We start from the raw sequence: 16,259 nt of genomic DNA on the forward strand, positions 1-16,259 counted from the left end.
CATCATCAACCACGATCCGGTTCCCCAGATTGTAACGGCTGGGCGGGCGGGAACCAACGCGAATGCCGCATCAACAGCCCCAATCCGAGCAGCAAGGCCAGAAACGCCCACACGTAAACGCCATACACTTGGGCTATTTTGCCGGGCGAATCCGGGACAAGGCCGAGTTGGGCGGTCATGTCCGATTCTCCCGCCCCCACCACGGCGAGCGGTCCCACGGCCAGCGACAGCCCGGAGTAGCGTTCGGCCACTTTCGGCGTGTCGTCCGCGATCAGGCCGGAACTGGTGGAGTAAATCAGGATCGTCGCCGCCGCCAACACAACCGCGAGCCAGATCCGCAAACGGCGGCTCACCGTCGGTGTCATCACCACGGCGGCTAGAACCACAAACGGTAATAGCAACGTCACGCAGTGATGTTTCCAAGTCCGCTCGCTGAACATCAACATGCCGATCATGATGAACGAAAACTCGGCCGCCAGCGCCGGGCCGCGACGTTCCGGCGCCGGGTTCTCCGTGGTTGGCCGCAAGGGAACGCGACAAAGCCAGACTATTGCGATCATGAACAGCAATTGGCAGCCCTGCACCACCTTTTTGATGATCCCCGCGTCAAGGTCGGCGATGTTGTGGAATGACAGCGGCACATAAATGTTGTCGATCCATGCGGAGAACGACGGACTGTGCGAGAGCAACCGCGTCAGCACTCCCGGCAGGGATTGGTTTTCCCGCTCCGGGGTCACGATGCCGTGAACCAGATACGGCACAATCATCCCGTTGAACCACGCGCTCAGGGCCTCCCAGTTGCGGTCCCATCCCTTGACGAGAGAACCTTCCTGCAAGCCGTAAAAGATCGAGGGGACCACAAAGAAGAACAACACTAACCCGATGCCCGTGCCGATCAGCACGCGGAATGATCGTTTCCACAGGAAGTACACGACGAACAACGCTGGCGTCACCTTGCAGGCGATCGCCAGCGCCAGCAGCAACCCGGCCAGCAGGTCTTTGCCACGGGAGAACGAGTAGAGGCACCCCATCACCAGAAACAGGATGAAGATGTTGATGTTCCCGTGTGCGAGGTCGCCCAGAATGGGCCGGATGGCGAGGGCGACGCCGAGAATCTTCCCCCACACCGGAATGCGAAACGTCGGCGTTTCAACCAGCCGAAATGCCCAGGTGAAGCAAAAAAGGGCCATCCCGACTTTGAGGTAGAACCACGCCAGCGCCCCGGCGAGTGGATTGACCGTCGCCAGTTCCGAGATCGGCCAGAGCATTTGGGCCATCACCGGCGGGTTGGGGTAGTTGTACTTGGCGTGGATGTTCGCCCCTTCCTCCATGTCTTGAAGTTGCTTGCCCCAGCGATTGATGGCCCCGCGCGTATACCCGTCCTGCTTGGGGGTGAGAACCTTCATGCTGTACTGAATGCTGACGGCGACGAAGAGAAGCATCAACGCGATGAAGAACCAGCGTTGGGCTTTGGTGTTTTCGGGCGGTGTCGCCGGGTCGGCCATGAAACAACTTCCTTGTCGGGCGGACTGAAGGGGAGAGTGTACCAATCCCGGCAAAGAACTGGCAAGGCGGCTTGCTTGCTTACTTGCTTTCCTTCGTCACCTTGGATCGCAGGCCAATCAAAGCCGGATATTCTTCGACGGCCCGCACCACCCGGAAGCCGACCCACACTTTGCCGCCGCCGGAGGCGAGCCACCAAACGCTTGGCGGTTCATCCGGGTCAAGGCGGTTCCACTTGGGCAGGGAAGCCCGCCGGACCGCGCTGCGGCATTCGGTGGCCGCCGATTCAAAATTTCCGCCCCTGGCCACATGAGAATATCGTTTGTCGGTGGGGAGTTTGACCGGGTTCAACGGAGGCCTTTCCCACGGCAAAGCGTCGTATCGGGTCGCCTCGTAATGATCGAGACACCATTCGTCCACGTTGCCGTGCATGTCGTACAGGCCCCAGGTGTTCGGTTTCTTCCGGCCCACCGGATGGGCTTGTCCGCGAGGGTTTTCCTCCGTGCGGGAATTGGCCGAGTGCCAGAAGTATTGATCCCCGGCCTCGCCCGCCTCATTGCCGAAGGAATAGGCGGTTGATGTCCCGGCCCGGCAGGCATACTCCCATTCGGCCTCCGTGGGCAGCCGGTATTGCTTGCCGGTTTTCTTGGAAAGCCATTCGCAATACTTCATGGCCGCATGATGGCTCATGTTGAAGGCGGGATAGCCGGCGTCCCCGAAACCATAGGTTTCGTCGATGTACGATGCCGTCGGTTTGCTGACGGCATCCGCCTCCTTGTCTCGGGCGGTGCGGTCCTTGTTCTCCACGCCGAGGGGTTTGTCACGGTAGAATTGCCGGTATTCATCCCAAGTCACTTCGTGCCGGCCCATCCAAAACGGCTGGATGCGGACGCGGCGTTGCGGTCCCTCATCGAGTTGGCGACACGCCTCCTCTTTGGGGCTTCCCATCAGAAACGTGCCCCCTTTGATGGCCACCATCGTGAAACGGACGTCAGTGGCGCCGATCCGCTCGACGTAGGTTTCATGGCCGGTGGAGACGCCTTTGACCGGATCCGCCGCGACGCAGACGGCCGGAATCAGGCCGAGCAACAGGGAGAGAGGTTTCATGGTGGCTCCGCTGATTTTGTCAAACAACACCAATGCTGTCAGACCTTGATAAGATAACGCCAGTTCGTGAACCGAACAATCAACTTCCCGAAAGCATCACCGGTGTCAGCCGGTCGAATGTTTGCGAGCCTCCCCATGTCAAACCCCATCCGCATCTTGGTCGTCGAAGATGAAGCGGTCATCCGCGTGGATCTTCAGGACCGGCTGGAAAGCCTCGGGCATCAGGTCGTGGGCATGACCGACACGGCTGCCGACGGCATCCGGCTGGCGAAAAACTTCAAGCCGGATCTGGTCTTCATGGACATCCGGTTGAAAGGGAAAATGGACGGCATCGCCGCCGCCGAGCAGATTCATGACCAGCTGCGCATTCCCGTGATTTACCTCACCGCCTTCGCGGACGACGACACCCTGTTGCGGGCCAAGATGACCGAACCATTCGGCTATCTGCACAAGCCGTGTCAGGACCGGGATTTGAAAACCGCCATCGAGATCGGCCTGCACAAGCACGAGGTCGAACGGAAACTCCGCGAAAGCGAACTGCGCTACAAGACGACGGTCAACAGCATCAGCGAGGGCATCATCGCCGTCGATTCACAGGGGATTGTCACCCTGCTGAACCCCGTCGCCGAGCAGATGACCGGATGGAACTCGGCCGACGCCCGGGGACAACCGCTGCGGAAAATCTTCGACATCCACGAGGAGGACGGCGAAGCAATGCCCGATCCGGTCCGGGAGACGCTGCGCACGGGCCGGCCGGCGCCAGTGGCCGACGGGACCATCTTGCGCCGCAAGGACGGCTTGGAATTCCCGATCGACGATTTGGTCGCCCCCATCCTCGACGACGGGAAGCAGAAATCCTCCGGGGCCGTGGTCGCCTTCCGGGACATTAGCGAACGCTTGCGGAGCGAGGCCCAGTTGCGGCATGTCCAGAAACTCGAAAGCCTGGGCGTGATGTCCAGCGGGATCGCCCATGACTTCAACAATCTGCTCACACCCGTGATGGGCTTTGCCGGGTTGCTGCGGATGGAACTCGTCAACAACCCCCGCGCCCTTCAGATGGTCGAACAAATCGAGAACGCGGCCAAACGGGCGTCCGATCTCACGAAGCAATTGCTCTCCTACACCGGCCGGGCGACCATGACCATCAGGTCAGTCAATCTCACCCGTCTGGTGACAGAGATGATGGTTCTGCTGAACGTAAGCATCTCCCGCAAGTCGGTCATGAAACTGGAGCTGGAAGACCCGCTGCCGCTCACGGAGGGGGACGAGGCCCAGTTGCAACAAGTGGCGATGAACCTCATCATGAATGCCTCCGAGGCTTTGCCCGGCGGAACGGGGACGATCCGGGTGAAAACGGGCCTGAAATACCTGTTGTCGCCGGACATCGCCCATGCCTTTGGCAAATCAAAGATGCCAGCCGGGGAATATGTGTTTCTGGAAGTGGCCGACGACGGGGTCGGCATGAACGCCGAGACGCTGGCCAAGATCTTCGATCCGTTCTTCACCACCAAGTTCACCGGGCGGGGGCTGGGCCTCTCGGCCGTTCTGGGAATCGTCCAGGGGCACCGGGGTGTCTTGTTTGTTGACAGCGAACCGGGCAAGGGAACGACGTTCCGGGTTTGCTTCCCCCGGTCGCACCGGCAGCCAGTCGCCGCCGCGCCCCTGAGCGTCAACCTGCCGCCATCGGCCGCCCACGGGCAGATTCTCATCGTGGACGACGAGAGGTCCATCCAGCACGTGCTCAAGAACATCCTTGAGCGGGCTGGCTACCAGACCCTGACGGCGGACGACGGTCGTCAGGCATTGGAACGCTTCGGCGACCGCCTTGGCGGCATCGACGCCGTGATGGTCGATCTGCTCATGCCGCTGCTGGATGGAATGGAAACCTCCCGCGAACTGCGGAAACGCCGGCCGGATTTGAAGATCATCCTGATGAGCGGATTCGCCCCGGAGGAACTATCCGCAAGGCTCGGGGATCTGATTGTCTCCGCGATCCTGCAAAAACCTTTCCGGGGTGAAAACGTTCTCTCTTTGCTATCGGCGATCCTGAAGCGTTGAAGACAAACACATGGCCGGGGTTGGCCGCATGCTTGGCGGCTTCCGGTCAGCGGGCGAATTCGTCGCGGAGAAAGGTTTGGACATCCTCCCAAAGATCGGTGGCGTGTTCCCAGTTGGTGTCCATCAATTTGAAGTCGGAGGGCGGGGCCAGACTCGGGTGCAGTTTGGCGGCCGCCTTGGGATTCAGCGGGATCTGAAAACCCCCGCCTTCGGCAAGCCGCCGCTCGGTGGCCGGGGATAGTAGTTCGCGCACCAGCGTTTGCGCCCCGGCCGGATTGGGGCACCCATGAATCACGGCGAGGGTGTTGGGAATCAACAGGGTTCCCATCTTCGGATGTTTGGCGTGGCCGTCCCGGTCGGGCAACACAAGCGCCACCGGACGGCCAGAGTCGATTTCGCCAATCGCGTCGTCCGCGTCCGTGAGGCCGACGGCAAACCGTCCGTCCGCGACGGCTTGGGCCACCGGCTTGTTGCCAGCCAGGACGGCGATCCCGTTCGCCTTCAGGCCGCGATAAAACGCCTTGGCGGTTTCATCTCCCAACACATCGAACAGGCAGGCGGCCTGCGTGGCGGTCGTGCCAAAAGCGGGCTTCGCCATCGCCAGCCGACCGTTCCATCTCGGGTCGGTGAGTTCCAACAGACTTTTCGGCCAGTCGGCCTTGGCCGCCAGTTTGGTGTTGACGATCAACACACGGGGCCGGGCGGCAAAGGCCCGCCAGAGGCCGTGCGCGGGGCGGGTCCATTCGGGGAATTCCCCCGGCTCGGTGGTGATCGGTTCGAGCAGGCCGGCCCGTTGGAGACGGATCGTGTTCAGGATCTCGTTGTTCCAAAACACATCGCAGCGGGGGCGTTCCTTTTCCCGGATGATTTCCTCGAACAGGCTGACCGATTTTTGGGCCTCGGTGTCGAACTTGGGAGAGACCTCCAAGCCGGTCGAAGCGTGAAAGTCGGCGAGGATTCCCTCGGCAAATTCGCGGTCTTGGGCGCAATAAAGCGTCACCCGGTTTTGGTTCCGGGAACAACCGGCGACGGCGAGAAAACCGGCGGCGAGAAAGCCGCGGCGGTCAATGGGGAATTGGAACATAGCGGAGCACAAAAAAGCGGACAGCGGCATCACTTAGAGTACGGATTGTTTGAACGCGATACTGCGGGGTGTCTGTGGTTCCAGTCACTTCCAGGTAGATGACGAAATTCCCGATGATGCCGAGAATCTGCTGAATCCCGGCCGGGTTCAACGGCTGGGACACGATTTGAGAGGCGAGCGTGGAAAGACGGGTGAGAATCCCCGCGCTGAGATCCAACCGGCCGGGGGTGCCGGCCACGTTGAGCCGCAACCGGCCGGAAGTGGTGATGGTTCCGTCCGCGTACACATCGAGCGACGGCCCGGTGAGTGTCAGCCGCTCGATGTTCCAGACGCCGTTGGCGAGCGTGGTTTTCAATTCGCCCGCGCTGATGGGGGGATTGTTGCCGATTCCCAAAAGCGGCGTGGCCTGCGCCAGCACCGGCAGCCCAAAAGGGGTCGCCTCGCCGCTTTTGGCCAGCAAGAGAGCCTTGATGTCGTCCGTGCTTCGCAGCCGGTCGGAGGAGAAGGTGAAGGACCCGCTCACCGGCGTGCTGCCGATAATCCCGCCGGCGGTCTGGAAGATCGTTGACACATTGACGTTGCCGAACTTCAATTCGCCGGACATGTGCGTGTCTGTGTCGGGAAAGAAATCGATTTCCGCCCGGCCGGTCACCCGGCCGCGGGCCGCCGAGCCGACCAAATCGCGGATGTGGATTTCCCCCCGGCCGGTGGCGGGGAAGGCCGCCCAGTCCAGCGGAAAACGGGCTTCCTGCACCGGGATTTTGTAGATGGTCCCCTGCGAGGCGATTAACGCGCCGGAACCCCGCCATTCCCGGCCCAGCGTCGTGGTCAGGCTGCCGTCCACCTTGCATTTGATCCACTTCGCCACGTGCGGGAAGGGAAAGAACAGCGTGTCGGACGGGAAGTTGGAAAACGTCACCGTGCCCCGGCTGCGGTCGATCTTCATTCGATCAAAGGTGGCCGACACGCGGGCCAGTCCGTCCGCCACCGGAATGTTGAAATCCTCCAGCCGGATTTCAGCGGGAGTCACGCGGAGGGTGCCTTCGCCGAGGAGCGCGACCGAATTGCCCCCGAATCGAATCCGGGTGGCCCGGACGCTTCCCGTGCCCACCAGCCGGTCTTGGGCATCCGTCGTCAGCGGGAACAAGCCCTCAATGTCGGCATCCAGCGGCCCGAGCGTGTTTTGCAGCCCGCTCCCCTCCAGAATCTTGGAGAGTTGCACCCCCTTGAGCCGGATCGTGCCAAGAGGAACGTCGTTTTCTTTCTTCGGCGCCGGGGCGATCTTCTTCGGTTCCGGGGCGGCCTTTTTGGCCGGGGGTGGGGGATATTGCCCCTCGACTTCAAACTGGCCGCCGAGGGCATCGCCGGACAGTTTGTACCGCACCACGCCCGCATTGTAACGGGCGTCCACCTTGATCTTCTCGGCCGGAAAGTTTTGCAATTTCAACTTGGGCGCTCGCAGTTCAATCTTGGCGACGGCCGGCCTCGATCCCCCCTCGGCGGCGGGCGGAACCTTCACGCTGATTTCCCCGTCGGCCGTTCCCTCCATGCTCACGGCTCCTCCGAGCGGCAGGCTCTTGGTCAGTTCGCCCAAGTCGATCTTCGAGATTTTCAGGTTGCCTTCGCTGGCCGCGTCCGGGCGAAACGGGATGCCAAGGTTACCGGTCACCTCCCCCTTGAACAACTTCGCGGTGAACTCCGAGAATCGCATGGCCTTGTCGTCCGCATCCCATTTCGCGTTGACCTCGCCCACGGGAATTGGCCCGACTTTTAACCCGGTGATCTTGGCCGTGCCGGAACCTTTGACGGAGAGCGGCTTGAGCGTCCCCTCGGCCTTCGCATCCGCGGCGGCCACCCCGGAGAGTTGAATTCCAACCGGGACCAGATCGCGAAGATCGTCCAAGCGTTCCAAGGCCACTTTGTCGAGTTTGAACTGGACGGAGAACCGGTAATCTTTGTCCAACGAAAGCTCGCCCTTGCCGGTGATTTGCCCTGCCGGGGAGTCCGCATCCGGGCCGGGGAGATGGGTGTCGAGTTCATCAATCGTCAATCGGCCGTCACGGAGGCGAAGTTTCATCTTCACGTTTTCAATCGGCAAATCCTCGACCGTTAGCTTGGGGGAGGTCAGCGTGCCGGAGAGGCGGTAGGTGGTGAAATCGTTGGGGGTCTCCGTTGGGATTTCCACCTGGAGCTTGACCGACGCCTTCCCCCCCAATCGGATTGGCAGCGCAAACTTGAGGCTTTTCAGCACGTCATCCACGCTGACATCGGTCAGCGAGATGTTAACCTTCAGATAAGCCTTCTCTTCCTTCGGGGCGTTCGCCGGTTTGACGACATTGGCGATTCCCTTGAGGATCTTGGACAGCAGGCCGGGTTGCTGGCCGGCGGGGGGATCTTTCTTCGGCGGGGCGACGGGCTGCAACACCTCATGATTGGCCAGGACGATGTCCTCTCCTCCGGGAGCGGGCGCCCGGCGCATCAACTTGAAGCCTCCTTTGACTGATGGCTTCAGCGACAGATGAATCGGGTCGGCGGGGACGCCGCGAAACTTCACTTGCTCGACCACCCCCTCGCCTCGTCCGTCCGTCTCCACCCCGCCGCTGTCCGGAATCGTCAGCGAGAAATTGAGTTTGGCCCGAAGCCGCCCCTCGATTTCATCCGGGATCTTCCAACGGTCGGGAAGTTTCTTGACATCCACATTCGCCATGTCCGCTTTGAAATTCAGCACATCCTTTTGGGAATGGCCGAACTCCATTTCGGAATCCACTTGGACAGTTCCGTCGGCGAACTGGCTCCGCACATTGTTGAGTTTCAGGGTGGTTCCCTCGGCCACCAGTTCGCCGTGAGCCTGCTTGAACTCCAACCCGACGTTCGGGATGCTGATGTCCGTTTCGGTGGGGGACATCGTCAGCTTGTAAGTGAGTTTTTCGGTGGCGAGATCGACCCGCAGGTCCAGGTTGAGACCGGAGTTGCCGCTCAGCCGAACCGCCTTCCAGGCGTTGGGGTTCACGAACGGGGTGCGTTCCAGCAGTTCCGGGGTGATATGCCGGGGTTCCGGGGACTTCAGGCTCAGCGTGGCGACTTGAGCGGTCGAATCAAGCAATCCCTCAATCTGGCATTGTCCCCAATCCTTGTCATTGAGGGTGCCGTGAACGGTGGGGTTGCCATTGTCCAAGCCAATCGTCAGGTCGATGCCGTGAAACACCGAATCCGGGTGGCCCTCTTGAAGGATCGTCAGTTCGCCGGACACAATGCGGACGTTCGGAAGCGTCGTCCCGCCGCCAGACTCGGGGGCGGGGAGTTTGGTGATGAGATCGCCCGCCCGGTTGAATCGCAGCCTCACTTGGGCATCGGCCAGTGTGATCGTCTTCGGGGAGCGTCCGGCGATGGCCGAGACGGGGGAAATATCCAAGTCGGCTTCGCGGACGGTCACCCAAGGCTCGGCCGTCTCCGGGCTGGCCTCCCGTTCGTAAATCCGCAACTCGTTGACGCCCGTGCTGGCAAATCCCAATGACAGGTGACTGATGCGAACGGGCGCGCCGAGGCGAGCTTCAATCTTGTCGGCGGCCAGCTTCGAGGCACGAGCCGAGCGGGCAAAGGCCCATCCCCCCACGACAATTGTGAGAACGAGCAGGGCGAATGCCCCGGCCACATATCGTCGTTGGAACATTCGCCTCATGGCGCCTTCTCCGGGTGCGACGGGGTGAGCGTCAAGTCAATGGAATCGGCCGTTTGGGCCGTGTTTCCACGCAGATTGAGTCTGATGTGAAGACACGCGAGCGCGAGGATGTCTCCCAACGGGTGAAATCCATGCAACCGCGATTCTATGCGATTCGCGTGCCAAACTGTTTGGAATCAAACAGCCGTTTCCGGCTGCGGCGAAATCCCCCGGTTGAAAGTGTTGACCGTGTCCGTCATTCCGGGAATAATGGGAAAACGCCACCACCACACGGTCATTCGATCATTCTCTTGAGGGAGGATCCATCATGTCATTTCGTCAATTGTCAGTCCGTTCCTGGTTGAAAGGTCTGTTGCCGGGAATCGGACTGCTTGGGATTGTCACGGCTGCCCCGTTGTTCGCGGACCCGCCTGCGGAACGAGGGGAACGCCCGGCGGTCCGGCCGACCGGAGATCCGACTGTCAAATTGATGCAAACCATGTTGGAGAAACTCCGGAAAGATCTCGGCCCAAATGATCCGGCGGTTATCCAACTGGAACAATCACTGAAGTTGATGACGGAAAAAAAGCCCGTTGACAGACCCGCCGTCCCGGTCGAGCCGCCGCCGGTGGTGAATCCCGCCCCGCTTCGGGGGGACGGAGACGACTTTTTCGATCTGGCCGAAGAACTCCAGCAACAAATGGATGTGCTTCGCAACGCCATTCAAGGCAAGGGCGGCATTCAGATTCAAGGCGGGTTGGGGGGCGGGCCGCTGATTATCGGGCCGGGGGGCTTGCAGGGACTTCAGATGGGCGGGTTCGGCGGTCCGCTGGCTCTCGGCGGGGACATGAACGTCGCCCGCAAGGGGCGGTTCGGCATTCGCATTGAATCGCCGAGTCCGGTTTTGTCCGCCCAATTGGATTTGCCGAACGGGCAGGGAATCGTTTGCACGGATGTGCCCGCCGATTCCGTGGCCGGAAAGGCTGGCATCAAGCCCCATGACATCCTGCTGGAGGTGGCCGGGAAACCGGTTCCCAGCAACGGGGCCGAGTTCATCAACCAGCTCCGGGAGATCAAAGCCGATCAGGCCGTGGACATCGTCTTGCTTCGCAAGGGCCGCAAGGAAACGCTTCGGGGTGTGAAACTTCCGGAAGCCGTTGAACCGCCCGTGTTGCAGCGTCCACAATTGAATGTGTTTCCCCAACCAGTCCAACCGGCGATCCAGCCTCCGTTCCCGGTCGCCGGTCCCGGTGAACAGGTTCAGGTCCAGCAACAAAACAACGCCTTCACGGTGCAGATGAGCAAAGACGGTGTGAAGATGGTCCTGACCGGTGAGAAAGAAGACGGCAAGCCGGTCGTCGGCTCCATCGAAATTGAGGCGGCCGGAAAAGTAATCCGGGCCGAGAGCATCGATAAGCTGCCGAAGGAATATCAGGGGATGGCCGAAAAGGCGTTGAAGAATGTTCGATAAAACAGGGGGGCCACGGGTTGCGCTTCGCGCCATCCGTGAAACTTCCCTTGCAAGCCGGGAACATTACTGATTCTTCCCGGCTGAAATTTTGATTCCTTGAGAGAACTTACCCCAAGTTCATGCTAGATTAGCGTGTGGCGACGCCCGCAGCGCCATGCGACCTATTAACCCCGGGGCGTGTGCGCGACCGCCGACATCGCCGGGAGAATGATTCGGGGCAATGTTCCCCGTCGACAGCCAACGAGGGGCTTTCCCCGTGCCGATCCCGAAAACCGTCGCCGAATTCGCGGATCTGTGGACCCGCAGCGAGCTCATCGGCAAAGCCGATCTGGATAAGTATTTCGACAAGTTGGGGGCTCGGGGCGATGCTCCGGCCGATGCCACCGCTCTTGGCGAACTCGCCGTCAAAGACGGCTTGCTGACCAAGTTTCAATTCCGGTTGTTAATACAGGGCCGGCACAAGAATTTCTTCCTCGGCGGCAAATACAAGGTTTTGGAGCACCTCGGCACCGGCGGGATGGGGGCCGTTTACCTCTGCGAACACCGGCACATGCGCCGCCGGGTGGCCGTCAAACTCCTGCCGCCGGACAAAAACGACCCGGACCGGATTCCCCGTTTCCAGCGCGAGGCGCAAGCCATCGCCATGATGAACCACCCGAACATCGTCCGGGCGTTCGACGTGGACCGCGAAGGGGCAGTTCATTTTTTGGTGATGGAATTCATCGACGGAATCAGTCTTCAGCAGCTTGTTGATCGTCGCGGCCCCCTGGGTATCGCCCGAACTGTCAATTACGTCTCGCAAGTCGCCTGCGGGCTTCAACATGCCGGGGAGATGGGCTTGGTCCACCGGGATATCAAACCGAGCAATTTGATGATCGACACGCTCGGTGCGATCAAAATCCTCGACCTCGGCCTGGCTCGTTTCGCCACCCTGTCCCTCGACACACCCTCCCAAAAAGACTCCCAAATCGTGCTGGGAACGGCCGATTATCTCGCCCCGGAGCAAGCCCGGACTTCCACGGTGGACATCCGGGCCGACATCTACGGCCTCGGGGCGGTGGCCTATTTTATGCTCACCGGCCACCCGCCGTTTGACGGCGGGAATGTGGCCCAAAAATTGATGCGCCATCAGTCCGAAGTGCCCCGGTTGCTGAGCGAGGAAGACCCGAAAATCCCGGTTGAACTCGCCACGGTAATCGCCCGGATGCTCGCCAAGTCCCCGGCCGACCGGCCGCTGACCCCGGCGCGTGTGGTGGATGAACTGCAACCGTGGCTCATGGACGTGGACCCGCCGACCATCGAAGAAATGCCGCCGGAACGGTTCTGGAGCCACCGGGACATCGACACCAAGGCCAAACTCTCGACTTCCGCGATGATTTCCAAGTCCAGCCGGGCGCTGATCTTGAAGACGATGCTGGCCACGCCGGCCCAGCAGTAAGTCAAAGCCCGTCCATTCTTGACAGGCTCCAACTCACAATCCATTCGCCATTTTCACATTACTTCTTCTCGGTCGTCGTCTCGCGCGGGGCCGGGCCGGATTCCTTCTTCGGATTGCCCGGTTTTTGGCGAGGCAAAAGATCCGGCAGGTTGGCCACGCGGACGAGGGAGACAGCCAGCACTTGCGCCCCTTGGATGAGGTTCGGCTCTTTGGCCTTGTCGAAGGTGTCCGAGGGGGTGTGGTGAGTGAGTCGGTATTCATCCATGTCTTGGTTGCAAGCGAAACCGGGCACGCCGACGTCCTCGAAGGAGAGGTGATCGGTCCCGCCGCTGCCCCGCAGGGTGACGCCGGTGAAGCCGAGGGACTTTAGGGAAATCAACTCGCGGTCCATGATCGGTTTGATCGCTTCGCGGCCTTGCAACCCGAAGCCGAGAACTTTGCCGGTGCCGGTGTCGTGGACGAGGGCCACGGAGGTTTTCGGCATCTCGTCCGCATGGCGTTTCACATAGGCCTTTGAGCCGAACAACCCTTGTTCTTCGCCGGTGAACAGGACAAACCGGATGGTTCGTTTGGGTTTGACGCCGGACTTCGCAATCACACGGGCCGTCTCCAGCACCACGCAGGAACCGGTGCCGTTGTCGGTGGTTCCCTGGGCCAAATCCCATGAATCAAGGTGGGCGCCGATGGTGACGAACTCGTCCGCCTTTTCGCCGGGGATTTCGCCGACGGTGTTGTAAACCGTCACCGGGCCGGGGATGAATTTGTTGGTGATCTCGACTTCGACCTTGGTGACTGCCGGGGCGGGCCGGGTGGCGAGCCGGTGGAGCAAGGCGAAGTGTTCGTGGGCGACAAATAACGCCGGCAGGGGCTCGGAGGCGTTGGCCCGGTCTGTTCCGCGCCAAGTTCCGGTGGTCACGAGCAGATTGTGCGGTTTTGCGGAGTCGGTGAGCAGGACGGCCGCTCCCTCGGCCCGCAGGAAGTCGGACAATTCCCGGCGAAAAGCCTGCAATTCTTGAATGCTTTGTTTCTTCTCAACCGGCTTGGGTTCTTTGGGTTGTTCCTTGTCGTCAGCCTTCTTTTCTTTGTCGTCAGTCTTCTTTTCCGGCTGTTTGGCTTTGGGATCGGCCGGGGGGCCGTAGGTGAGATCGGTGATCGGGGCCACTTTCGCGGGTTCGCCGCGAAGGACAATGGCGTCCTTCAGTTTTCCCTTGTATTTGGCGAAATCTTCCCTGGTTTTGGCGTTCAGGATCACGACGGGACCGGTGATTTTTCCCTTGGTTCCGGGGGTCCAGCCGGCGGCCGCGACGGTCAGGCTTCGGCCGTTGTCCGGGTCAACCAGTTTCATGCTGGCGGTTCCGCGTTCCCAGCCGAGGGGGATTTCCCACGGTTCGAGCCGCACATTGGAAAGGCCGTAACTTTTCATCACGCTGGCGGTCCAGTCGTTCGCCTGGCGAAGATTGGCCGACCCGGTGAGCCGGGGTCCGACGATGTCGCTGAGATACTGGAGATTTTTCATGATCTCCGAGTGATCCTTGGCCTCCGCGATCAATTTGGCGTCGAGCGCCAATGCCTCGGGGTTGGCCGGGGCGTCCTGCGAGAAACCGGCCGATGCGACAATCAACACCAGTCCGACGATGAGCCGACAGCGATCCATTCGATCCCTTTCAACATGAAAAATAAAGGACACGGATATCACCGTGTCCTTGTCCGAGTTTTACTTCAACGGCGAATAGGGCGTTCCCTTGAGCCACAGGCTCTCGGCTTTTTTGACCAAGCCGCCGTCCTTTTCGGAGGCTTCCTTGGCCTTGATCCATTCCGGGTCTTCGCGGAAGGCCTTCCAAGACTTGTCGGCGGCTTCCTTGCTCGGGTAACTGAGGATGTAAATCATCACGTCCTCGGCTTGTTTCTCGTCAGTCGGGCTCCAGAAACCGACGAGGGTGATGCCGTGTTTCTCGAACAGCCGGCAGGTGTGGTCCTTGAACCGGGCGTGCAGGGCCGTCATTTTGCCGGGGTTGGCGTAATAGGTTCGCATCTCGTAAACGCGACCGGCGGCGGCTTCGGCTTTCGGCGGGGTGTCGGCCCCGGCATTCGACAGACTCATGAGGCACACGCTCAGGCAAAGGATTAAACGCTTCATGGGGAGAGACTCCGTTTGGGCAGCGATCAGTTTGCCCGATGGACGCCTGCCGTTCAACTGGAATTCAAGAACTTCGTCGAAGTGACCGGCAAAAACGACATTTCCGGAACCGGATGTCCCTATGGCAGGGAAGCCCTTGTCGGCGCCCAAAATGTTAACGAATTTGAAAGCCTCGAACATGTCAAACTCGGCCTCTCCCGCCCATCTCCCGAAATCACCTCCTTGCAATCTTTCGTCAGGGTTCGTATATTGTGATCTTTCATGAGGAAAAGCGGCGATTGCACTAAAGATGACATGTCCCAAGGACTTAGGGTAATTGCCTGTGACTCGCGCGCCCGTCTGACTGCTCTGATGTACACCCGTTGAGGGCTCGAAATGCCGACGACGTTGAAGGTCCGGCGGATTGACACTTCCACCCCGCAGGCCGCCAAGCAACTGGCCGCGCTGAAAAACCCATTTGCGGAGCAGGCGAATGTCGTTTCCCCCGCCAGCAAAAAGCTGACGCAGGCCGTCTTCGGCGAACCACTTTCGCCCGTGAAGGTTGTGGAACGAGTTTGCAATGATGTCCGGCAAAAAGGCATGTCGGCCCTCCTGCACTACACCGAACAATTTGACAAAGTAAAGCTCACCGCCCGCGGGTTAAAAGTCACCGCAGACGAGATGGCTGCCTCCTATGCCGCCGCCGATCCGGAATTTTTGGATTCGATTCGCCGGGTGCGGGACAATATTAATCAATTCCAAGTCGGATTGATTGCCAAGGATGCCTTGCTGCCAGTTTCCGAGCATTACGAACTTCAATTGCGTTATCGGCCCCTCAAGCGGGTCGGCATTTGCGTTCCCGGCGGGGCCGCCGCTTATCCGTCCAGCCTGTTGATGACCGTTTGCCCGGCCCAAGCCGCCGAAGTGGCCGAAATCGTGGTGGTGATGCCTCCAACGGAAAACGGGGCCAACAACGCGGACATGCAGGCCATCTGCCACATGCTCGGCGTCAAGGAAGTCTACCGCATGGGCGGGGCGCAAGCCGTCGCCGCCCTCGCCTACGGCGTGGAAGGAATTCCCCCCGTTGACATGATTGTCGGGCCGGGGAACATTTTCGTCACACTGGCCAAGAAGCATGTTTTCGGCCAAGTAGCCATCGACTGTCTCGCCGGGCCGAGCGAAATCGTGATTGCCGCCGACGAATCGGCCCAGCCGGACTTCGTGGCCCTCGACATGATCGCCCAGGCGGAACACTCCCCCGGCGTGGCGCTTCTCGTCACCTGGCACGCGGATTTGCCGAACGAAGTCGAACGCTCGATGAACAAGGCGCTGGCCTTGTTGGAACGCGGCGAACAAGCCCGCGTTTGCCTGGAAGAATACGGAGCATTCGTGATCGTCAGGGACCGCGAAGAAGCCTTGAAGGTCGTCAACGACTTGGCCCCTGAACACCTGCACATCCAGACCCGCGACCCGGAAGCCTTCGGGGAACATTGCGACAACGCCGGGGCCATTTTCCTCGGGCCGTTCACCCCCGTGGCTATCGGCGATTACGCCGCCGGCCCGTCACACGTCCTGCCGACCGGCGGGACGGCCCGCTTCGCCAGCGGGCTGACGGTGAATGATTTCCGTCGTCGCACGAGCGTGATGAACTTCACCCGCACCGGCCTGCGGAGCATTGCGGAAGATGTCATCACCATTGCCACCAAAGAAGGGCTGACCGCCCACGCCGCCAGCGTGTCGGCCCGGCTCACGGACCGGCCGTTGCAATTGCGTCCCTCCAAGAAGGCCGCCGCTGCGGCCGCCGCCGCGAAGATGAAGAAGTAA

General features: G+C 60.6%; 10 protein-coding genes. 4 read left to right on the forward strand and 6 right to left on the reverse strand.

Annotated features, from left to right (window positions below; genetic code table 11):
• Positions 1-5 precede the first annotated feature (5 nt).
• Entirely contained in the window at positions 6-1,505 is a 1,500-nt protein-coding gene (locus BGIM_RS0146045) for a glycosyltransferase family 87 protein (RefSeq protein ID WP_020476324.1), read from the reverse strand.
• A 79-nt stretch (positions 1,506-1,584) separates the two neighbouring features.
• Positions 1,585-2,610: a formylglycine-generating enzyme family protein gene (locus tag BGIM_RS0146050; protein ID WP_029632109.1), complete on the reverse strand. Its 1,026-nt coding sequence runs from the start codon at positions 2,608-2,610 to the stop codon at positions 1,585-1,587.
• 135 nt (positions 2,611-2,745) lie between these two features.
• Between BGIM_RS0146050 and BGIM_RS59595 the strand changes: the two genes are divergently transcribed.
• Positions 2,746-4,668 (forward strand): ATP-binding response regulator, encoded by a 1,923-nt coding sequence (locus BGIM_RS59595; protein ID WP_029632111.1) that lies wholly within the window; start codon positions 2,746-2,748, stop codon positions 4,666-4,668.
• A 46-nt stretch (positions 4,669-4,714) separates the two neighbouring features.
• On the opposite strand, the gene BGIM_RS56290 is transcribed toward BGIM_RS59595, so the two are convergent.
• Both BGIM_RS56290 and BGIM_RS0146070 read right to left on the reverse strand, forming a co-directional pair.
• Positions 4,715-5,752, reverse strand: coding sequence for an extracellular solute-binding protein (locus BGIM_RS56290; RefSeq protein WP_020476327.1), 1,038 nt, complete (start codon positions 5,750-5,752; stop codon positions 4,715-4,717).
• The gene (locus BGIM_RS0146070; protein WP_040892356.1) at positions 5,733-9,431 is read right to left on the reverse strand and encodes a YhdP family protein; all 3,699 of its coding nucleotides are present in this window, start codon (positions 9,429-9,431) and stop codon (positions 5,733-5,735) included. Before BGIM_RS0146070 ends, BGIM_RS56290 begins: the two co-directional genes overlap by 20 nt.
• 307 nt (positions 9,432-9,738) lie before the next feature.
• On the opposite strand from BGIM_RS0146070, the gene BGIM_RS0146080 reads away from it, so the two are divergent.
• On the forward strand, positions 9,739-10,881 hold the full coding sequence (locus BGIM_RS0146080) for a PDZ domain-containing protein (protein ID WP_020476330.1): 1,143 nt from the start codon (positions 9,739-9,741) through the stop codon (positions 10,879-10,881).
• A 256-nt stretch (positions 10,882-11,137) separates the two neighbouring features.
• On the forward strand, positions 11,138-12,319 hold the full coding sequence (locus BGIM_RS56295; protein WP_157369971.1) for a serine/threonine-protein kinase: 1,182 nt from the start codon (positions 11,138-11,140) through the stop codon (positions 12,317-12,319).
• 58 nt (positions 12,320-12,377) lie between these two features.
• Here the strand turns inward: BGIM_RS56295 and BGIM_RS0146090 are convergent, their stop codons facing one another.
• Positions 12,378-13,973 (reverse strand): M20/M25/M40 family metallo-hydrolase, encoded by a 1,596-nt coding sequence (locus BGIM_RS0146090; RefSeq protein ID WP_020476332.1) that lies wholly within the window; start codon positions 13,971-13,973, stop codon positions 12,378-12,380.
• 60 nt (positions 13,974-14,033) lie between these two features.
• Positions 14,034-14,456, reverse strand: coding sequence for an NIPSNAP family protein (locus BGIM_RS0146095; RefSeq protein WP_020476333.1), 423 nt, complete (start codon positions 14,454-14,456; stop codon positions 14,034-14,036).
• Between the two features lie 375 nt (positions 14,457-14,831).
• Here BGIM_RS0146095 and hisD point away from each other — a divergent pair, with 375 nt between their 5' ends.
• Entirely contained in the window at positions 14,832-16,259 is a 1,428-nt protein-coding gene (hisD, locus tag BGIM_RS56300; RefSeq protein ID WP_020476335.1) for a histidinol dehydrogenase, read from the forward strand.

This window comes from Zavarzinella formosa DSM 19928 (genome assembly GCF_000255705.1).
Lineage (GTDB): Bacteria > Planctomycetota > Planctomycetia > Gemmatales > Gemmataceae > Zavarzinella > Zavarzinella formosa.